Here is a 17,918-nt window from a genome sequence, read left to right as displayed (position 1 = left end):
GACCATTTACTAATCTCAGTTTACAATTGTGTATATTATCTATACTATTAAGCAATATGACCAGCGTGGCAGAAGAATTCCCGTGCTGATTTCGAATAACGGATACTGCAACCTGCTTGCGGGTTTAATAGTTAAACATAGCAGTGCTTTTAGGGGTTACCTTTCCAATCCGCTTATCTTTTTGTGAAACAAGTTCGCAGAGCTGAATAGCAGCTTTTTCAAAATCATCATGATTATTGCTGAGCAGCAGCCAGGCTGTATCAAAGCCCTCGTCTAATACAAAGTCAGTGATCTCGGGTAACTCGGCTTTCAGGCTTTCATGATGCTCCCGTTGGGTAGAGATCCAGATGCCGTTATGCTGCGGATTCTTACCCACCTTTCGGAAGATCAATACTATCTTCCGGTCAAAATAAATATAGAACATACCTACAGCCGGCTTCACCATGATACCGGCGGGCAGGTAATCCAGCAGAAAATCAAAAGGCATCGGTTTTTTCATGCTTGCTTAAAGAGAATGCAATATAGCTCACCCGCATGAAAAATAAATGGGGTTCATTTAGTTCGAAAAAAGTTTGCCCAGGTTGAAGCGTTGTCGTAATACACCCCCAAAATGTCACTAATCCCCCCTGATCTCCGGACAAAAACCGTTTAACTTTGAATGAGTTAGATATCATCAGCGCTGGCTTTCATGGAGATTAACGGTAAAGCGTTAGCCAATGATGTAATCAGTCAAAACATTTACATACTTACGATCTTTAACTAAATATTAACACCAAATCATTTACCTATGTTACCCATCAAACCACATATCTGGTTCGGCCAGGACAAAGCCAAAGACGCTGCCGAATTTTATACCACCTTACTGCCCGATTCGGCTTTAAGCTATGTTAATCATTTCTCTGTGTCTGATCATGAATGCGAAGTGGTTGAATTTACGCTGGCAGGCCAGCCCTTCTTCGGTATCAGCGGTGTGCCCGGACCAAGCATCAGCCCTTCCATTTCCTTTATGATCAATTTTGATCCCTCCCGCGACCCGGACGCCGCCAAACACATTGACGAAGTATGGAACAAGCTATCAGAAAACGGCCAGGTAATGATGCCGCTTGACCGCTATCCTTTCAGCGAACGTTACGGCTGGATAGGCGATAAATATGGCGTTTCGTGGCAACTGATACTTACCAACCCTGCCGGTGAAGAAAGGCCTGTGATTGTTCCGTCATTGATGTATACAGGACCGGTAGCCGGTAAAGCCGATGACGCTATTAACTTTTACTGCTCGGTATTTAAAGACAGTAAACGCGGTACAACAGCCCCGCGCCCGGAAGATATGGGCCCGGACAAAGCCGGCACACTGATGTTCGCCGATTTTTATATCGACCAGACCTGGATAGCCGCCATGGACAGCGCACATCCCCACGGCTTTGGCTTTAACGAGGCCGTGTCATTATTAATTCCATGCGAAACGCAGGAAGAGATCGATTACTACTGGTCGGCACTTTCTGCTGATGGCGAACCCGGACAATGCGGCTGGCTGAAAGACAAATACGGTGTATCCTGGCAGGTTGCATCAACGGTTATGCTTAATGCTCTGAAAAACGGCAGCCCTGAACAAATTGCACGTATTACGCAAACTTTTATGACAATGAAAAAAGTTGATGTGGCAGCTTTGCAACAGGCATATGCTCCAAACCAATAATTAAATTACTACCCTGAAGGTCAGGTTAACCCTGGCCTTCATCGGTTTATGTGATTTAGCTATCCGATGTTCCCAATGCTCCTGCAAACCTCCTTTCATTAGCAGGAAGGAGCCGTGCTCCAGCTTTACGGAATAGTGCTCCTTATGATCGGCTTTATTCCGGATATCAAAGCAGCGCACCTGCCCGAAACTGACCGAGGCAATAACGGGATTTTTGCCCAATACACTCTCCCGGTCGCTGTGCCAGGCCACAGAATTATTACCATCCCGGTAATAATTCAGCAAAACGCTATTGAACCTGATCCCGGCAGCAGCTTCTACTTTTTGTTTCAGCATTAACAATTCCGGCGTCCAGGGATTTGGATTGGAGATTTTACCGGATACAGAATAATCTGTACCTACATCGCCATGCCAGGCGGTAAGCCTGGGCGTAAGGTATTCCTTGTCCCACATTTTTTGTGTAGTCTGCTTCCAGGGTGATTCAGTTATGAACTTTTGAAGCAGGTAGTCGCCGGTGTTCTGATCAATAAAATTAGCGTGGTATTCCAACAGTTCTTTTGGTAATCCCCTGCTCTGCCCCGCCTCTGCAAAAAAACTTAATTGTTCCATGGTTATCTTTAATTGCTTTTTACAACCTTTCTACATAGTTGATAATAAAATCTGCCAACTGCTCCTGTTCGGCTACAGATAGCAGATTACCATCATAAATCCAGAAACCCTGACCGTCAAACAAAATGCAGCCCAGATCATCAGGCTTTTCTTCAAAAGCTGTATACAACCTGTAACATTGAACTGCTTTTTTATACAGCAGATCGGGCACCACCCGTATAACCTCATCGGGACCATTCCTGCGTTTTACAAAGGCCTTAGCCTCCCTGGTCAGATAGCTGTGCGTATTCATTTTAAACGATATAAACTTTATTCAAAGGTATAAAAATACTAATATTTTTAGTATTCAAATTGTAACAAAATGTTAAATCATAAAAATTGTTGTAACTATATCAGCGAAAACGCTGTCTCATAGTTATGAGACGACTGCAACTATTCTTCACCTTGTTCACATTGATTTTATTCAAATTCGCCCACGCACAAACCACAGGCGGCAGCATTTCGGGGACTGTATCTGATGAAGCTAAAAAACCACTCGACGGTGCAACCCTGGTTTTACTTGCAGCAAAAGATTCTACGGTGATTAGTACCAGCCTCGCTAAAGCGGATGGCAGTTTCTCATTTCAAAACTTAAAAAACAATACTTATATCATTAAGGCCACTTACATGGGTTATAAAAGCTACGTGAGCGGCCCGATGGCAGTTGGCCAAAAACCGGTTAGTTTGCCGGCAATTATGCTGTCGCCAAGCGGGAAAACCTTGAATGAGGTATCCGTAACTGCCAAAAAATCTTATGTACAGCAAAAGATCGACCGCACCGTTGTTAACGTTGGGGCGCTGATATCCAACACCGGCGCCAACGCTTTGGAAGTGTTGTCAAAAACACCCGGCGTGCAGATAGATGCCGACGGTAACATTACCTTTAAAGGAAAAAGCGGGGTACTGGTGATGATTGATGATAAACCCACCTATCTTTCGGCAGCAAACCTGGCTACTTACCTTCGCTCTCTGCCATCTTCTTCTTTAGATCAGATAGAACTGATGGATAACCCACCGGCAAAGTATGATGCTGCCGGGAATGCAGGAGTGATCAATATCAAAACAAAGAAAAATACCAACAGGGGATTTAACGCCGTAACATCCGTGAATTTAGCCCAGGGCTTTTACGTCCGGTCTGATGCAAGCATCAACTTTAACTACAGGATAGATAAGGTCAATTTCTTTGCTAACGTAGCCTACAATAAGCAGAAAACATTCAGGAGACTTGAAATAGACCGCAATTATTTCGATGAAAACGGCAATCAAACATCCTCACTGCAGGATATTTCCTATTTCAGGCCCTCAAGCAATAATACCAATATCAAAGCTGGGTTAGATTATTTTATATCTCCCAAAACAACCTGGGGCGTAGTATTTACCGGTACTATCTCGCGCGATCATGACAGCAGCCCGGTTTACAGCTTACTATATGGCAAAACCGGCGAATTGGACTCTACCATCAACACCCTCAACACTTCCAAAAATAAGTTTGACAGCAAAGGGATCAACGTAAACTATACCCACAAGTTTGACAGCGCTGGCAGGGCACTCACATTTGACCTGGATTATATTCGCGATATATCGGGCAGTAACCAGTTTTTTATCAACAATACTTTTTTGCCCGATGGCACTTTAACAAACTCGCAAACAATTAAAGATGATCTGCCCGCTACTATTAATATCTATTCGGCAAAGATTGATTATACACATCCGCTCAGGGGTAAAGCCAAACTGGAGGCTGGCGTAAAAAGCAGTTATGTAAATACCGATAATGCCGCTAATTATTTTAATGTTATTGATGATATAAGTACTATTGATTACAACAACACCAACCGCTTTTTATATAAGGAGAATATCAATGCCGCTTATCTGAACTTCAATAAAACATTTGGCCGATTCTCATTACAAACAGGATTGCGTTTGGAAAACACAAACGGCGACGGGCATCAGCTGGGTAATGCGCAAAAGGCGGATTCATCATTTGTTAAGCATTACACCAACATTTTCCCAACCGCCTATTTTTCCTACAACCTTGATACAGCAGGCCATAACGTACTGGTTGCTTCATATGGTCGCAGAATTGGCAGGCCGAGTTATGGAAGCTTAAATCCATTTACCTTTTTCGTAGATAAGTTTACCTACTTTTCGGGCAACCCCTTCCTGAAACCACAGTTTACCGACGATTATAAACTGGCTTATAGCTTCAAGAGCCTGTTTACAGTAGCAGTTGCCTATAATCGTACAACTGATGTTCAAAATGAAACCATCCATAAAGTTGATAATACATTTATCAGTACCACGGGCAATATCGGGCAGCAAAAAACATTGGATTTCTCCATCAGCAGTAACCTACAACCTGCCAAGTGGTGGTCTGTTAATTTATATGCCGAGGTTTACAATAATACTTACCAGGGAGTATTTTACTCCGGCTATCTCAACGAGTCCAAAACTACCTTTAGCGCCAATGGTAATAATCAATTCACCTTATCCAAAACCTGGAGTGCCGAGATAAGTGGTTTCTATAACACAAGCGGTACTTACGGGCAGTTTGTTTCTATTCCTACCGGAATGCTCAACGCGGCTATTCAGAAAAAAATATTGAACAACAAGGGAACAATCAAGTTCAATATGCGTGATATCTTTAAATCATTTAGCCCAAGCGGCACCATTACCAATATCGTTGGCGCAACCGCAACTTACCATAACTTTGTGGATACCCAAGTGGCAACCCTTACGTTTACCTATAGCTTCGGCAAATCAACCAATGTACCGGCCAAACGTAATACAGGAGGGGCTGAAAGCGAACAAGGCAGGGCACATTAGGAAATCATTTCGTCATTAAGTTCATGCTGTCATTTCGGGATCACGAATGTCTGGTTTATGTTGAGTTTAGCCCGGTTCATGCAAATGGCACTATTTAAAAGCTGTTTGAGCCCGTAGTTTTACTAAAAATTAAAACCAAAGGCTATGAAAACCAACAAAAACAAACTGGCTACTGCTATCATTATTGCTGCCCTTGCAGCTTTTATGCTTCCTGCATCTGTTATGGCTCAGCAAACTGTAAACGGTCGCACAGAACTACAGCGCCATGACCTCAGTACCCCGGGCCGCGAAATGGTACAGATTCGTGTAGATATTGAAAGAGGACAATCATATCCGCAGCACAAGCACCCCGGCGAAGAAATTATTTATGTGCTTGAAGGTGTGTTAGAATACCAGGTAGAGGGCAAACAACCGGTAACACTCAAAGCCGGCGATGTTTTATTTATTCCTTACGGAACTGTACACGCCGTAAAAAATGTGGGCACTACCAAAGCAAGTGAACTTGCTACTTATATTGTTGAAAAAGATAAACCGCTTGTTACATTAATCAAGTGAAATTTGATCAGGAATTGTAAAAATTGTCTTGTCCTGAAATGAGTTTAACGTCCCATCAGGGTCCTATGCGAGTTTAAGTTAACCCACACAAAATTCACCAACCTGCAATTTCAACACGAGGCACCTACGGAGCCAAAAAATGTATTCTTTTAGCACTATAAACACGTGGCCCCGATGGGGCCGGTAATATTTATAACATAATGAATATAACTGACGTGCCAGGCGGCCTCAGAGAGGCCACGTGTTTATAGACAAAATTTAAAGAGATATTGGACTCCAGCGGAGTCTCGTAATCGTAAACTTGCTTTCCAACCATTGCTTAGCGCGTATTTAGATTTTGTGGGTAAACTTAAATCAGCGAGAGACTTTGAGGATACGCGAATCAATACTTCCAAAAATATTCCCGCACAGCATTACAAGTTTGCTTTAAACCGATAAGATCCGGATACTAAACGATAAACAGCTTTGTTTCCTTCAAACCTGATAAAGCTGACGCCTTTTACACCAGCCACAGGTTTGCCGCCCTCCGTTACCTGTTTAGCGTTGGTTGTGGGCAAAAACAGGGTAGCGGTTGTATTTGCCGGAACAGTAGCATTGTAGGTTAACCTTTTTCCGCTTACCGACCAACCACTGTTTATACGGCCATATGGCGAATCATATGATCCTTTGGCCCAGGTCATCTTACCTGTCGGATCTGGCTCTGGCTGCAAAATAAATTTCTTAAACCCGGGTTCATCGCGCTGGATCCCGATAGAATAAGCAATCAGCCACTGGCCTATAGCACCAAATGAATAATGGTTAAATGAGTTCATGCTGTTATTTCCACCAAATCCATTCTCTACAGTATAGCCGTTCAACCTTTCCCAGATAGTTGTTGCACCCTGATCAATTGCATATAACCATGAAGGGTAATGTTCATTCTGTAGTAGTTTATAAGCCACGTCTGAATACCCGTAATCTGAAAGCGCTTTACTGATACCGCCGGTACCTACAAAACCGGTCATAAGCGAATAAGCCGGACGGACAATGCCCTGGTCATCTTTATTTTCACGTTCAACAGCAGCTTGCAGGTTTTTGGCCATATAACTGACGTTTTCGTCACTGAATACACCCAGTGCCAGACCTGTTGCATAGGCAGTTTGCGTATCCGAAACCTTAAACTCTTTCTTGCCCGGTTCGCCAAACATTCCGCCTCCAATGAGGCCAACCGCCTTTTTACCGGCGTTAACAAATGTTTTATTGAAGAAAGCTTTTCGCTCTTCATATTTTTTCCTGAATTTTTCGGCGTCATCTTTTTTGCCTAAAACGCCGGCAACCTTTGCCATGATGCCCAAATCATAAACATGATAGGCCGTAACCGGGAAAGCAGTACCCAGCTGCATATACTGGGGGCCAAGCCAATCGCCAAGCACCCCATCCTTGCTAAAACCTGTTTCGGGGTCGATGGTTGAGTCCACGTAGTCCATATACTTGCTCATGGCATCATAATGTTCAGCAAGCAGGGCTACATCATTATATTGCAGATAAGATTCCCAGGCTACGGTAATCCCGGCACTCCCCCAAATCACACCGCCAAAGCCACCGCCAACAGGTGCAATGTCGGTAAACCTGCCCTGCTCGGTTTGCAGGTTGCGCATGGCCAGCATATGCCTTCGCAAAAACTGATCTGCATTAGATACATAAGTGGCAGTGCGCGAAAATATACTGATATCGCCCGACCAGCCCATCCGCTCATTCCTTTGAGGGCAATCTGTTGGTATGGTCAAAAAGTTATCGATGTTTGACCATGTTAGGTTCGACCATAGTTTGTTCACCTTCGGGTTAGAAGTTGCATAATCGGCCGTAAGTTTCTTTACCGAGCTGATTGCCAAGCCCTGCACATCATCAAGAGGCAGCGGGCTATCGATACCGGTAATTTCTATATACTGATAACCATGCGATGTAAAATGCGGCTGGATTACCTGGTCGCCGTCCTTCATAATATAAATATCCTGGCTCAGGGCCGCACGGTAATTTTCGGTCATGATCATACCTACATTTTTACCGGATTCCTTCAGGTTAGGGTAAAGGATCTCGGCATAACGCAGGGTTAGTTTTTTTCCGGCGATGCCATTTTTAATGCTGATCTTAGGCACACCTACAAAGTTTTGCCCCATGTCATATACATAAACACCTTTCCTAACTTCCTTTACACCTTTTGCAGTCAGCGTTTTATAAATTCCTGCCGAGGTTCCAATCTGCCCGATCATCGAAATATGATCAAAATCAAGCGGGATCTTTTTTCCGAAGTAGTCAACGTCATCACCCGTATATGTTGTTCCTTTTAATGATACTTCCTGCGCTTTTTGCCAGTTGTGATCATCATAGGCTACTGTATTCCAGCCTTTAACTGCGGCTTCACGCGTGGCATCATCAACCTCGCCCATATCCAGGCTACTATAAACAATAGGGCCATGATTAAAATATTTCCAGCTTTTATCATTGGTTTTGATCACCTCCTCCGAACCATCGGTATAAGTGATTACCAGTTTGGCGAGTAAAGCTTGCCTGTCGCCAAAATGGTTCCAGACATTGCCATAACTCAGCAAACCACTCCACCAGCCTTCACCAAGCATAGCGCCGATGGCATTTTTCCCCTTACTAACCATACCGGTTACATCGTAAGTTTGGTAAAGGTGGGTTTTGTTGTATTGGGTAAGGCCCGGGTTATAATAATCGTTACCAACCCGTTTGCCGTTAAGATAGATTTCATAAATCCCCCTTGCAGTTACGTAAAGCCTGGCTTGCGAAATACTTTTATCGGCATTAAACACCGAGCGCAGCATGGGCATAGCGTTATGGCTGGGATCGGCAAGGATAAATGCCCCGGCACTCCCGCCGCTCACTTCATATTTTCCATCTTTTATAGCCAATCCTGATGATGGAGTGGCAATGGCTTCTTTAAAAATTCCGCTGTAGTTATTTTCATCAGGTTTTTCGCTAAATAAAGTACTCCGCGGCGACCTTACGTTGGAAACCGTAAGATCAGAGAATTCAGCTTTCTGGTTCTGATCTGCCGAAAAGCCTATTTCACCTAACATTCCATAAGATACAACATCTCCTCCCGGGCCAAGCGGGTTAAGCGTTATTACCGCTCCGCGGTTTGCCGGTACCGGGCGGGCTACCGCTGTCCCATTTTTTTCATCGGCTAAAAATGTTTTATCATCATCAACGGTAAACCTAAGCGTACCAAACTCGTTATGGATGAGGATAGTATGCGGTTTATTTTTGTTACCGTTACCAATCAGGTCGGCTTTTACCGGGAAGCTTTTAAATACTTTACCCAATGTATCTTTTTCCGAATACCCGGCCCTGTATACATTGATCCGTGCATTACCTCCCTGCTCTAAACCTGAAATATCCAGCTCAACCTTAAAGTACGACTGGTTCTTTTTATTGGCAAGCTGGAAAACGTTCCGGTTGCTATCCATCAAACGAGGATCATTTGCGGCGAAAACAATACTTGCCTTTGAACTACCGGGAGCAATTGCTACTTTATATTTTAGGTCATACAGCGGCAAATAATGGGCATACAGCACCAGGTCGTTATCCCCTCCCCCAATCCACTGCGCACCATCCCAGGCCGACATGCCGGTATTCATCAACCCTGTTTCAAACCATGAACCTGCGGATGAAACACCTCCCGTCTGATCCCATACATTTACCGTCCAGTTATAGCGGGTTGCTGATTTAAGCGATGAACCTGCATAAACCACAGCCACGGCAGCTCCGCTTTTTATTTTATTGCTGTTCCATACTATTTTTCCCTGCGGATCTTTTACAGTGATCTGATAAGCAACCTGCGTATATCCTCTTACACCTTCGGGCGTGAGCATCTGCCAGCTAAACCGCGGCAGTTTAACATCAATACCGATAGGATGATCTGTATATTCCACCTGCAGGTTAACTATCCGGGGGGCCTTTACAGCGCCGTAAAGGTTAATTTGTATGAATGAAAATAGCAGTAATAAAATCAGAACAGCCGGTTTGGCTATCGGGGCGCGATTTTTTGTCATAATTGGGTTTACAGTAAAAATAATTGGATAAAGCAATATGCGTATTAAATAGCGCATAACTGTCCTGTACCTACCCCATTGATATATCAGTATCAATTATTTTCAAAAATGCCCCAAAAACATTTAATATGGATCAGAAAGTACCGTTTGAGTGGTTTGCGAAACTTAATGACCGCGTAGATAACATCGCTTATAATCAAAACTCATTTTAATTTCAGGGCGGGCTTAGTTATCAATTTTGATGATCCCGGATATTTTATGGCTCGACTCCGATACTAAAATTCACTCTTGTATCGGAGTCAAAGCATTACCCATTTTCAATATGAATTGATATAGCCTGCTATCGCCTAACCGCCCAGGCCAAACCATCAGCCCCGCGTATCTCAATATGCCCGGTCACTTCCAATTTGTTGAGATCGATCACCGCCACATAATTATCGCCGGTACAGCCAATGAATGCACGGGATCCGTCATCATCAACCAGGATACCAGCCGCGCCGTGGCCGGTATTTATACGTTTCAACTCCTGGTGTGATACCGCATCGAAAATAAACAGGTCGCCAGTGCGGAGGCTGGTAACCAATACGCGCTTACCATCCGGTGTAAATTGAAGCCTGTTGGCACCCACAACCTTCGCATCAATTGTAGTAGTTACCTTTTTGGCGGCGATATCGATGATTGAAATATTGCCGTCCTCTGCACCTGCAGTCCATAGTTCACGACCATCAGGCGAAACATCAAAACCCTCGGAGCCTTTGGCTACCGGGATAACTGTCTGTATCCAGTCATGACGTGCCGGAGGTGCAAATCCGGGCGGAGGTGCTGTGCCCGCAGGAGGAGCCCCTCCGCCCGGAGGCCCCATCGGCTTCATAAGGCTATCTTCCAAAATACTTACAGTTGCCGACGAAACGTTTGTGGTGTAAACCTTTTTCCCGTCATTGGTTACATAAATCATATGCGTTCTGTTCTGGCCCGTTCCCATGGCCCAGTCAAATTTACCGGTAGCAGGGTCGTAACGGCCAACCGCTTTAGCCCCCTCGGCCGAGAACCAAACTTTTCCTCCCGCAAATGTTAGCCCGTGCGGCCCCATCAATGGTTTAGTATCAACAGCAGGCAGCGCTTTTTGCGCCACAAGATCAACTACGCTCAACTCATGCAAGCTTCCGCCGCCGTAAATAGAAACATAAGCGGTTTTTCCATCGGCGGAGGCAATAACCTCATGAGGATCGGAACCTACCGGAGCAATCGCGATAACCTTCAGCGTAACCGGGTCAATGATCGCCAGGGTATGATCACTTTTTGAAAGTGCAAGCAACGACCGCTTAGGCGTAGCCTGTGCCTGGCATTGGGTCGCGGTAAAAACTATCGGTATCCATAAGAAACTTACAGCAAGCAATTTAAACGAGCTCAATTTTATAGCTTTTAAAGTTTGGCGGTGCGCGATTTTCTTCATAGGATTAGCAGATTGGAGAAACAGGTTAATATTGGTTTCGGTCATAAGAAATGATTTTCCCTATAAACAAATATACTGAACTACCTGATTTTTAGAGGATGAATCGACCAGGGCCAGGAGATAACCGACAATAAGCTATTCCTGATAGACAAGCCCCCGTAAAACTAAAATCTCCCAAATTGCTTATCCGCAACTGGCTTCATACCTTTATATCAGCAACCTCAATATTTAACGCATGAATCAGCCATCCATCGCCGGCATTGCACCATTCTTCATCGTTCGCGACGTTACAGTAGCGCTTGCCTTTTATAGCGAAAAACTTGGTTTTGAAGCAGTTTTTAAAGAGCCCGCCGATGATCCTTTTTTCGCCATTGTACAGCGCGATGGGGCGATGATTTTCCTCAAAGCTGTAAACGCAGATCCCCATCCCAACCGTAAACGCGCCGCGGATGCCCGTTGGGATGCTTATGTCAGTGTTCCTAACCCGGATATACTGGCCGCCGAATTTGAATCGCGGGGTGCTACTTTCACTATCCCGCTACAAGATACCCACGATGGTTTACGTGGATTTGAACTGGAAGATACTGACGGATATATTTTATTCTTTGGCCGACCGCGTTAGTGCAGCCGCTAACCGGAACACTTTTTGCCGGGATAAAGTATGGATCAAAATTATTTACTGAACTCCATTGACGGGGTCGACGTAATCTTAATCCCTGGTTCAGGGAGTTACGTCTGCGTTTTCGAACCGGAAACACAAACAAATCCAGGCTCTCCACAACCCTTACGGGCCACTATACTGGATAAAGAAATGGCTTTTCAGCCAACAGACGGCGATAACATTTCAGAAGAAGAGCTACTGAAGGTTATTCGCTGGTATAGTTACCGCAAAACGTTCTCGTGAAGATCATACCTCAAAACATCACATTTATACCTGCTAACGGGTTAATAGGCGTACATAAACTTTCCCGAACCGGGGAAGAATTCACCCTAACCAAGACACTCTCCTATCACGCCTTCTTCACCGATCTTATTGTATCCACTTTGTTACATATCGGTCAACATTAAAAAATGGTCTTTAAAACAAAAAACATCGACCTTTAAAACAAAACCGTTGTAGATAACTGCCTATACTTTTGTTTCATTAAAACATAAAAAAATGGAACAAATAAAAGATAATTATAACGGTGCACTGCAAAAGCCGCTGGGATCTGGATTTACAGCCCTATCCACTACTACCGATGTTATAAAGGACATTAACCTTACCGGCAAAACAGCCATAGTAACAGGCGGCTATGCAGGTATTGGCCTGGAAACCGTAAAAACGCTGATATTGGCTGGGGCAAAAGTTATTGTACCGGCACGTGATATTAACAAAGCAGCCACGAATCTTACAGGCGTACCCAACGTGATGATTAAAGCGATGGACCTGATGGATCCCGCTTCTATCGACACCTTTGCGGTCGACTTTCTCAAAACTGCCGAACCGTTGCATATCCTCATCAATAATGCGGGCATTATGTGGGTGCCCCTTCAGCGCGACGTAAGAGGCCACGAATCCCAACTGGCAACTAATCACCTGGGGCATTTTCAACTTACTGCACTCCTTTGGCCTGCTCTAAAAAAAGCCTATGGCGCAAGGGTAATTAACGTATCTTCATACGGCCACTAGATCGCACCTTTTAATTTTGATGATCCAAATTTTCTTCACCGCCATTATGAAACGCTGTCGGCCTATGGCCAATCTAAAACAGCCAACAATCTTTTTACGGTAGAACTTGACCATCGCGGTAAAGATTTCGGTGTTCGCTCCTACTCCTTGCATCCCGGTTCTGTAAATGGTACTGATCTTGGCAGGGCCGCCTCGGTAGAGTTGTTTCAGCAAATGGGCATGTTTGATGCCGATGGCAATATCTTTCCGGAAGTGGCAGCCAGACTTAAAACCGTAGAGCAGGGTGCAGCAACTTCGGCCTGGTGTGCCACCAGTCCGCAGCTTGATCATATCGGAGGTGTTTATTGCGAAAACGCAGATGTGGCTGATTTAGATTTTGGAGACATTGAACATAAATATGATGATCCGCTAACTCTGCGTGGTGTAAAACCATATGCTGTTGACGAGGGAAACGCAAAAAAACTATGGGCACTAAGCGAAGAAATGACGGGCGTAAAATTTGCAGCAAACTAAGATCCGTTGTAGCTTTATTGTTAACTGGCAGCATTTGATGAACCATGGAATTTAAAACGCACTATTTAAGCCCGGATATTAAACTATCGCACTTTGAAGATAAGCCATTCCGTACCGAAGTACTTTTTGAACACCATATGCTGATCTGGTTTATTTCGGGCGAAACAAAAATAGTGCAGGCCGATTCGATACATATTTTTGGTGCAGGAGATATTTTCCTGATCCCCCGAAATCAATTAACCACGGTTATTAATTATCCGAAAGACGGTTTGCCACATAAAACCGTGGCTATGCACCTTACCATGCCTATGTTAAAGGAGTTTTATGCTAAAAATCCCCCTAAAGCACGTCTGCAGCATTCGCCCGGGATTCGAAACTTCGGTAAGCACCCGTTGTTGGAAAGCTGCCTGGCATCATTAATTCCTTATTTTGATCTGAAGGATGGATTGCCTGAAAATCTCGCATCATTAAAAATTGAAGAGGCAATCAATATTCTGAGAATAATTGACAGCGATATAGATGGTATACTGGCCAATTTCCAGGAACCGGGTAAAATTGATCTGACTAATTTTATGGAGCGGAATTTCATGTTCAATATGCCCATGGAAAAGTTTGGCTACTTAACGGGGCGTAGCCTAACCACTTTTAAAAGGGATTTTAAGAAAAGCTTTGACACTACTCCGCAAAAATGGTTAACTCAAAAACGACTGGAACTTGCGCATTATCGCATCAGGGAGCAAAACAGGAAACCTTCGGATGTATATGCGGAGGTTGGCTTTGAAAACCTATCCCATTTCACTTATGCTTTTAAAAAGCATTTCAGTTATTCGCCAACGGGCATATAACAAAAAAGCCTTTCTCTTTTCGGAGAAAGGCTTTTGAGCGAAAGACGAGATTCGAACTCGCGACCCCGACCTTGGCAAGGTCGTGCTCTACCAACTGAGCTACTTTCGCGTTGGTGGCCGCAAAGATATAAATCATGTATATGCGTGCAAAATATTTTTTCAAGTTTTTGCACATTAAAATTAACATGCTTTTAATCAAATATTTACATGGACTAAAATTCAACATTTGATCAAACATTTTTGATTTTGATAAAAAAGTGCATTCAAAAAAGCTAAAAAAGAAAGAAAGCGCTTCCTATTTAACACTGTTGATAACCCAAATCCCCACTCTCATACCTAATCATTAAATTTGAAAATGTTTCCTGATCCGGAAAACAATAATAAAATAGCAAGCGTATGGTGTTGGAGCCTTTTCATGAACTGGTACTTAAATTTATTGAAAATACTAACCGGCCAATATTTTTAACCGGCAAGGCGGGCACCGGTAAAACCACTTTCCTGCGCTGGATCAGGGCAAACGTTACCAAAAACCTGGCTGTTGTAGCCCCTACCGCCGTAGCAGCTATCAACGCCGGCGGCGTAACTATCCATTCTTTTTTCCAGGTACCTTTCGGGCCGCAGGTGCCCGTAACTGATCATAACAGTCACAACACGCTGCTAAGACAGGTTAGCCTCGAAAAATCAAACATATTAAAGTGCCTCGACCTGCTCATTATTGATGAGATCAGTATGGTGCGGGCCGATACACTTGATTATATTGATACCGTATTACGGCAGGTTAAAGGATCGGCACGGCCTTTTGGCGGTGTACAATTATTGATGATCGGCGATTTGTTTCAGCTCCCCCCGGTTTATGAAAAGGACTGGCCCGTGCTCAGAAATTTTTACAAGGGGCCTTATTTTTTTGATAGCCTTGCATTTCAAAAATTTCCGGTATTAACTTTTGAGCTCACCCAGGTTTATCGCCAGAAAGACCCCGCTTTTGTAGAGATACTCAATAGTATCAGGAATGGGTATGCCAACGGCGAAATGCTCGACAAACTTAATGCCCATTATAACCCTAACTTAAATGCCAACTGGCTTAAGGATTACGTAACCCTATCTACCCATAACCAACTCGTTAATGAAATTAACCAGCAGCGATTGACTGAGCTTGATGGCGAAGCGCAAACTTTTAAAGCAACGGTTACGGGTGATTTCCCGAAAGAGGCATATCCCGCCGAAGAAGAGTTAGTATTAAAAGTTGGTGCACAGGTAATGTTTATCAAAAATGACAGCTCGGGCAAAAAACAATATTATAATGGCCGTACAGGGCGCGTAGTTGCTATGGGGCCGGGCAATATCCGCTTGAGTTTTCTTGACGACGGATCGGAGTTTGAGGTGATCCCCGAAAGCTGGCAAAACGTAAAATATGCCCTGGCCGAAGATGAGCAAAAGGTAAACGAACAAAACAACGGATCGTTCAGCCAGTATCCGCTGCGACTGGCCTGGGCCATTACCATACACAAAAGCCAGGGGCTTACATTTGAAAAAGCGGTTATTGACGTCGATGCAGCCTTTGCTTTCGGACAGGCTTATGTGGCTTTAAGCCGTTGCCGCTCACTTGAGGGCATGATCCTGAAATCGCCTGTACGCCCCGAAAATATCCGTACCGATCCGGAGATCATCAGCTTTATGCAAAATGCGGCTATCTCCACGCCTGATGAAAATCTGCTGGAGAGCACCATCCGGCAAATAGCACTGGAAGAGATGAAGGATATCTTTGATTTTTCGATGCTTACAGGTGCATGGAAACAACTTAAAACCATCATGCTGAGCGGGGCGATTAAAAATAGCCCATTATCCGAAAACATCAACAAAACCGATCACAGCTGGGAAACTGAAATTAAAACTATCGGCGACCGTTTTATCCGAAAGGAACTGGGCGCTTTACCTGATGATCAGCTTATCTGGAACAATGCGCCTTTTATAGGCAGGCTAAAAAATGCCGCCAACTATTTTCTGCCTAAATTAAATGCTTTTTCAGAAGCTATTAACAGTTTTTATACTGCTATAAACAACACCAACCCTCCTGCCGAATTTTACGATAGCCTAAACCACTTATTGGTTAACCTGAAAGCAAAAACGGCAGCCTTTATACGGCTGCCTATTGCCACATCAGGCAGAGATGTTTTATCGTCGGTACAGGAGGCCGGGATAAGTTACAAACCGGTATATAAAAACTGGAACCCTAAAGCATTACCAAAAGAAAAGGAAATTGTTAACCCCGAACTTTACAAGCAATTACTCAACTGGCGTAAAGCAACCAGCCTCGAACGTAAAATCCCCGAACATACGCTGGTGTCTGAAAATATGCTTCGGGACATTACTTCGAAACTGCCACGGTCATTAAACCAGCTTTCGCAGTTAAAAAGTTTTGGCGATGCCAAAGCAACCGATCTGGGTGAACCTATTTTAAAAATGATCAGGAGTTATTTAGGTGAAAACGACTTGTTTTCCTAAACACAATATCTAAAACCTCGGAATTTCCGGACCGTTGTAGGGGTTTTCAAGTGCGTGTTTGATCCTCATTAACTGGTATTGGTGACGCCAGTTATCAGGATAGTTTTTCATGTTTTTCAATAATTGCTTAACAAAATCGGCAACATGGAGCTGAGTTGTAGCGCGGTCTAACCTTAATTCCTGGGGTAACGTAACATTACTAAAGTATTCACTCAATTCTTCGTAGCTCATGACGCAAAAGTAAAAAAAGCCCGGCATTTTCATACCAGGCATTCGAGCTTAAATAAAAAGCTGAAAGCAGAATGCATAAAGCTTAAAGCTAACCGCTCAATTGTTTTAATTCCGTTAATACCTCCCGGCTGTTTAAAACACGTAAAATAAACTGGCCTGAACGTTATTATTTTTAAAATCGTTGTTGATGTTGGAGATATTAAAGTCGCCAACTTTTGAGAGGCCGTAAATATATCTTACACCAATACCAAGCCCCAGTTTTGACTGGTATCCGATACCTCCGGCTGCCGCCAGATCCAGTTTCTTGGCAAAATCCCCGGCACTTAATCCCGAAACATCTTCTTTGGCTTTCATACCTACCTGCGGACCTGCCTCAATATAAAGCCCTGAGTTAGCACGGTATTTCAACAAAAATGGAACTGAGATATAGGAAAGTTTAAGGTTTTGATCGCCAAGTGAGCCGCCCTTAATTTTTGTACCCTGTGATGAGAATAAAAACTCCTCCTGTACTAAGAAATTATCGGTGAATTTAAACGCAACAGTAGCACCTGCATGAAAGCCTACCAACGGATCAGTAGGAAAACTGGCATTGGTAAAGTTGCTATAATTGGCGCCTGCTTTAAGCCCAAACTCGAGGCGTGAGAGGATGCCCTGACTGAAACCTTTAGTTGATACCAGGATTAAACAAGTAAAGATGATGAGTAGCTTTTTCATAAATTTTAATTTCAATATTTGAGATAATTGTTGCGGCCCGAAAGCGCATTTGTTTTATTTAGCGCAAAGGTGGGCCTATGAAGCGGCCCGGGAAAGGAAAAGGTAATCGAAGCGGGCAAACTGGCGCCGGAAGCGGAAAAAATCGGCAGATCTGTTACGGCGGCAACACGATAAAGTAAGGCATTGCATTGCGCCTATCAATAAACACAAC

15 protein-coding genes and 1 tRNA gene are annotated in these 17,918 nt (G+C 43.8%); 8 read left to right on the top strand and 8 right to left on the bottom strand.

Annotated features, from left to right (window positions below; all coding sequences use genetic code 11):
* Positions 1-124 precede the first annotated feature (124 nt).
* Complete coding sequence (locus AC59JO_RS13140) at positions 125-499, bottom strand: hypothetical protein (protein WP_497305802.1); 375 nt, start codon at positions 497-499, stop codon at positions 125-127.
* Between the two features lie 288 nt (positions 500-787).
* Here AC59JO_RS13140 and AC59JO_RS13135 point away from each other — a divergent pair, with 288 nt between their 5' ends.
* A complete protein-coding gene (locus AC59JO_RS13135) occupies positions 788-1,696 on the top strand; it encodes a VOC family protein (protein ID WP_497305800.1) in 909 nt (302 codons plus the stop codon).
* On the opposite strand, the gene AC59JO_RS13130 is transcribed toward AC59JO_RS13135, so the two are convergent.
* Together AC59JO_RS13130 and AC59JO_RS13125 are read right to left on the bottom strand one after the other, a co-directional pair.
* Positions 1,697-2,305, bottom strand: coding sequence for an alpha-ketoglutarate-dependent dioxygenase AlkB family protein (locus AC59JO_RS13130; protein ID WP_497305798.1), 609 nt, complete (start codon positions 2,303-2,305; stop codon positions 1,697-1,699).
* Positions 2,306-2,324: 19 nt separating this feature from the next.
* Positions 2,325-2,597, bottom strand: a complete 273-nt coding sequence (locus AC59JO_RS13125; RefSeq protein ID WP_413666634.1) for a hypothetical protein — start codon at positions 2,595-2,597, stop codon at positions 2,325-2,327.
* Positions 2,598-2,722: 125 nt separating this feature from the next.
* Between AC59JO_RS13125 and AC59JO_RS13120 the strand changes: the two genes are divergently transcribed.
* Both AC59JO_RS13120 and AC59JO_RS13115 read left to right on the top strand, forming a co-directional pair.
* On the top strand, positions 2,723-5,167 hold the full coding sequence (locus AC59JO_RS13120; RefSeq protein ID WP_497305796.1) for a TonB-dependent receptor: 2,445 nt from the start codon (positions 2,723-2,725) through the stop codon (positions 5,165-5,167).
* Positions 5,168-5,311: 144 nt separating this feature from the next.
* The gene (locus AC59JO_RS13115) at positions 5,312-5,722 is read left to right on the top strand and encodes a cupin domain-containing protein (protein WP_413666632.1); all 411 of its coding nucleotides are present in this window, start codon (positions 5,312-5,314) and stop codon (positions 5,720-5,722) included.
* Between the two features lie 413 nt (positions 5,723-6,135).
* Here AC59JO_RS13115 and AC59JO_RS13110 read toward each other — a convergent pair whose 3' ends face one another.
* Positions 6,136-9,777 carry a family 78 glycoside hydrolase catalytic domain gene (locus tag AC59JO_RS13110; protein WP_497305794.1) on the bottom strand — a complete coding sequence of 1,214 codons (3,642 nt, stop codon included), beginning with the start codon at positions 9,775-9,777 and terminating at the stop codon, positions 6,136-6,138.
* A gap of 340 nt (positions 9,778-10,117) precedes the next feature.
* Positions 10,118-11,230: a hypothetical protein gene (locus tag AC59JO_RS13105; RefSeq protein WP_497305792.1), complete on the bottom strand. Its 1,113-nt coding sequence runs from the start codon at positions 11,228-11,230 to the stop codon at positions 10,118-10,120.
* A gap of 235 nt (positions 11,231-11,465) precedes the next feature.
* Between AC59JO_RS13105 and AC59JO_RS13100 the strand changes: the two genes are divergently transcribed.
* The 4 genes from AC59JO_RS13100 to AC59JO_RS13085 all read left to right on the top strand — a co-directional run bounded on the left by AC59JO_RS13100 (position 11,466) and on the right by AC59JO_RS13085 (position 14,260).
* Entirely contained in the window at positions 11,466-11,852 is a 387-nt protein-coding gene (locus tag AC59JO_RS13100) for a VOC family protein (RefSeq protein WP_497305790.1), read from the top strand.
* Between the two features lie 537 nt (positions 11,853-12,389).
* Positions 12,390-12,902: an SDR family NAD(P)-dependent oxidoreductase gene (locus AC59JO_RS13095; RefSeq protein ID WP_497305788.1), complete on the top strand. Its 513-nt coding sequence runs from the start codon at positions 12,390-12,392 to the stop codon at positions 12,900-12,902.
* A gap of 147 nt (positions 12,903-13,049) precedes the next feature.
* Positions 13,050-13,415 carry a hypothetical protein gene (locus AC59JO_RS13090; RefSeq protein ID WP_497305786.1) on the top strand — a complete coding sequence of 122 codons (366 nt, stop codon included), beginning with the start codon at positions 13,050-13,052 and terminating at the stop codon, positions 13,413-13,415.
* Positions 13,416-13,459: 44 nt separating this feature from the next.
* The gene (locus AC59JO_RS13085; RefSeq protein ID WP_413666627.1) at positions 13,460-14,260 is read left to right on the top strand and encodes a helix-turn-helix domain-containing protein; all 801 of its coding nucleotides are present in this window, start codon (positions 13,460-13,462) and stop codon (positions 14,258-14,260) included.
* 36 nt (positions 14,261-14,296) lie between these two features.
* Here AC59JO_RS13085 and AC59JO_RS13080 read toward each other — a convergent pair.
* A tRNA-Gly gene (locus AC59JO_RS13080) sits at positions 14,297-14,369 on the bottom strand.
* Positions 14,370-14,656: 287 nt separating this feature from the next.
* Here AC59JO_RS13080 and AC59JO_RS13075 point away from each other — a divergent pair.
* The gene (locus tag AC59JO_RS13075; RefSeq protein ID WP_497305784.1) at positions 14,657-16,762 is read left to right on the top strand and encodes an AAA family ATPase; all 2,106 of its coding nucleotides are present in this window, start codon (positions 14,657-14,659) and stop codon (positions 16,760-16,762) included.
* A gap of 9 nt (positions 16,763-16,771) precedes the next feature.
* Here AC59JO_RS13075 and AC59JO_RS13070 read toward each other — a convergent pair whose 3' ends face one another.
* Both AC59JO_RS13070 and AC59JO_RS13065 read right to left on the bottom strand, forming a co-directional pair.
* Complete coding sequence (locus AC59JO_RS13070) at positions 16,772-16,993, bottom strand: DUF6965 family protein (protein ID WP_112575124.1); 222 nt, start codon at positions 16,991-16,993, stop codon at positions 16,772-16,774.
* A gap of 132 nt (positions 16,994-17,125) precedes the next feature.
* Positions 17,126-17,707: a porin family protein gene (locus tag AC59JO_RS13065; RefSeq protein ID WP_497305781.1), complete on the bottom strand. Its 582-nt coding sequence runs from the start codon at positions 17,705-17,707 to the stop codon at positions 17,126-17,128.
* Positions 17,708-17,918 lie beyond the last annotated feature (211 nt).

Source organism: Mucilaginibacter sp. A5337, assembly GCF_059690695.1.
Note: the sequence above shows the minus strand (reverse complement) of the source record. Positions and strands in the feature narration are given on the sequence as shown.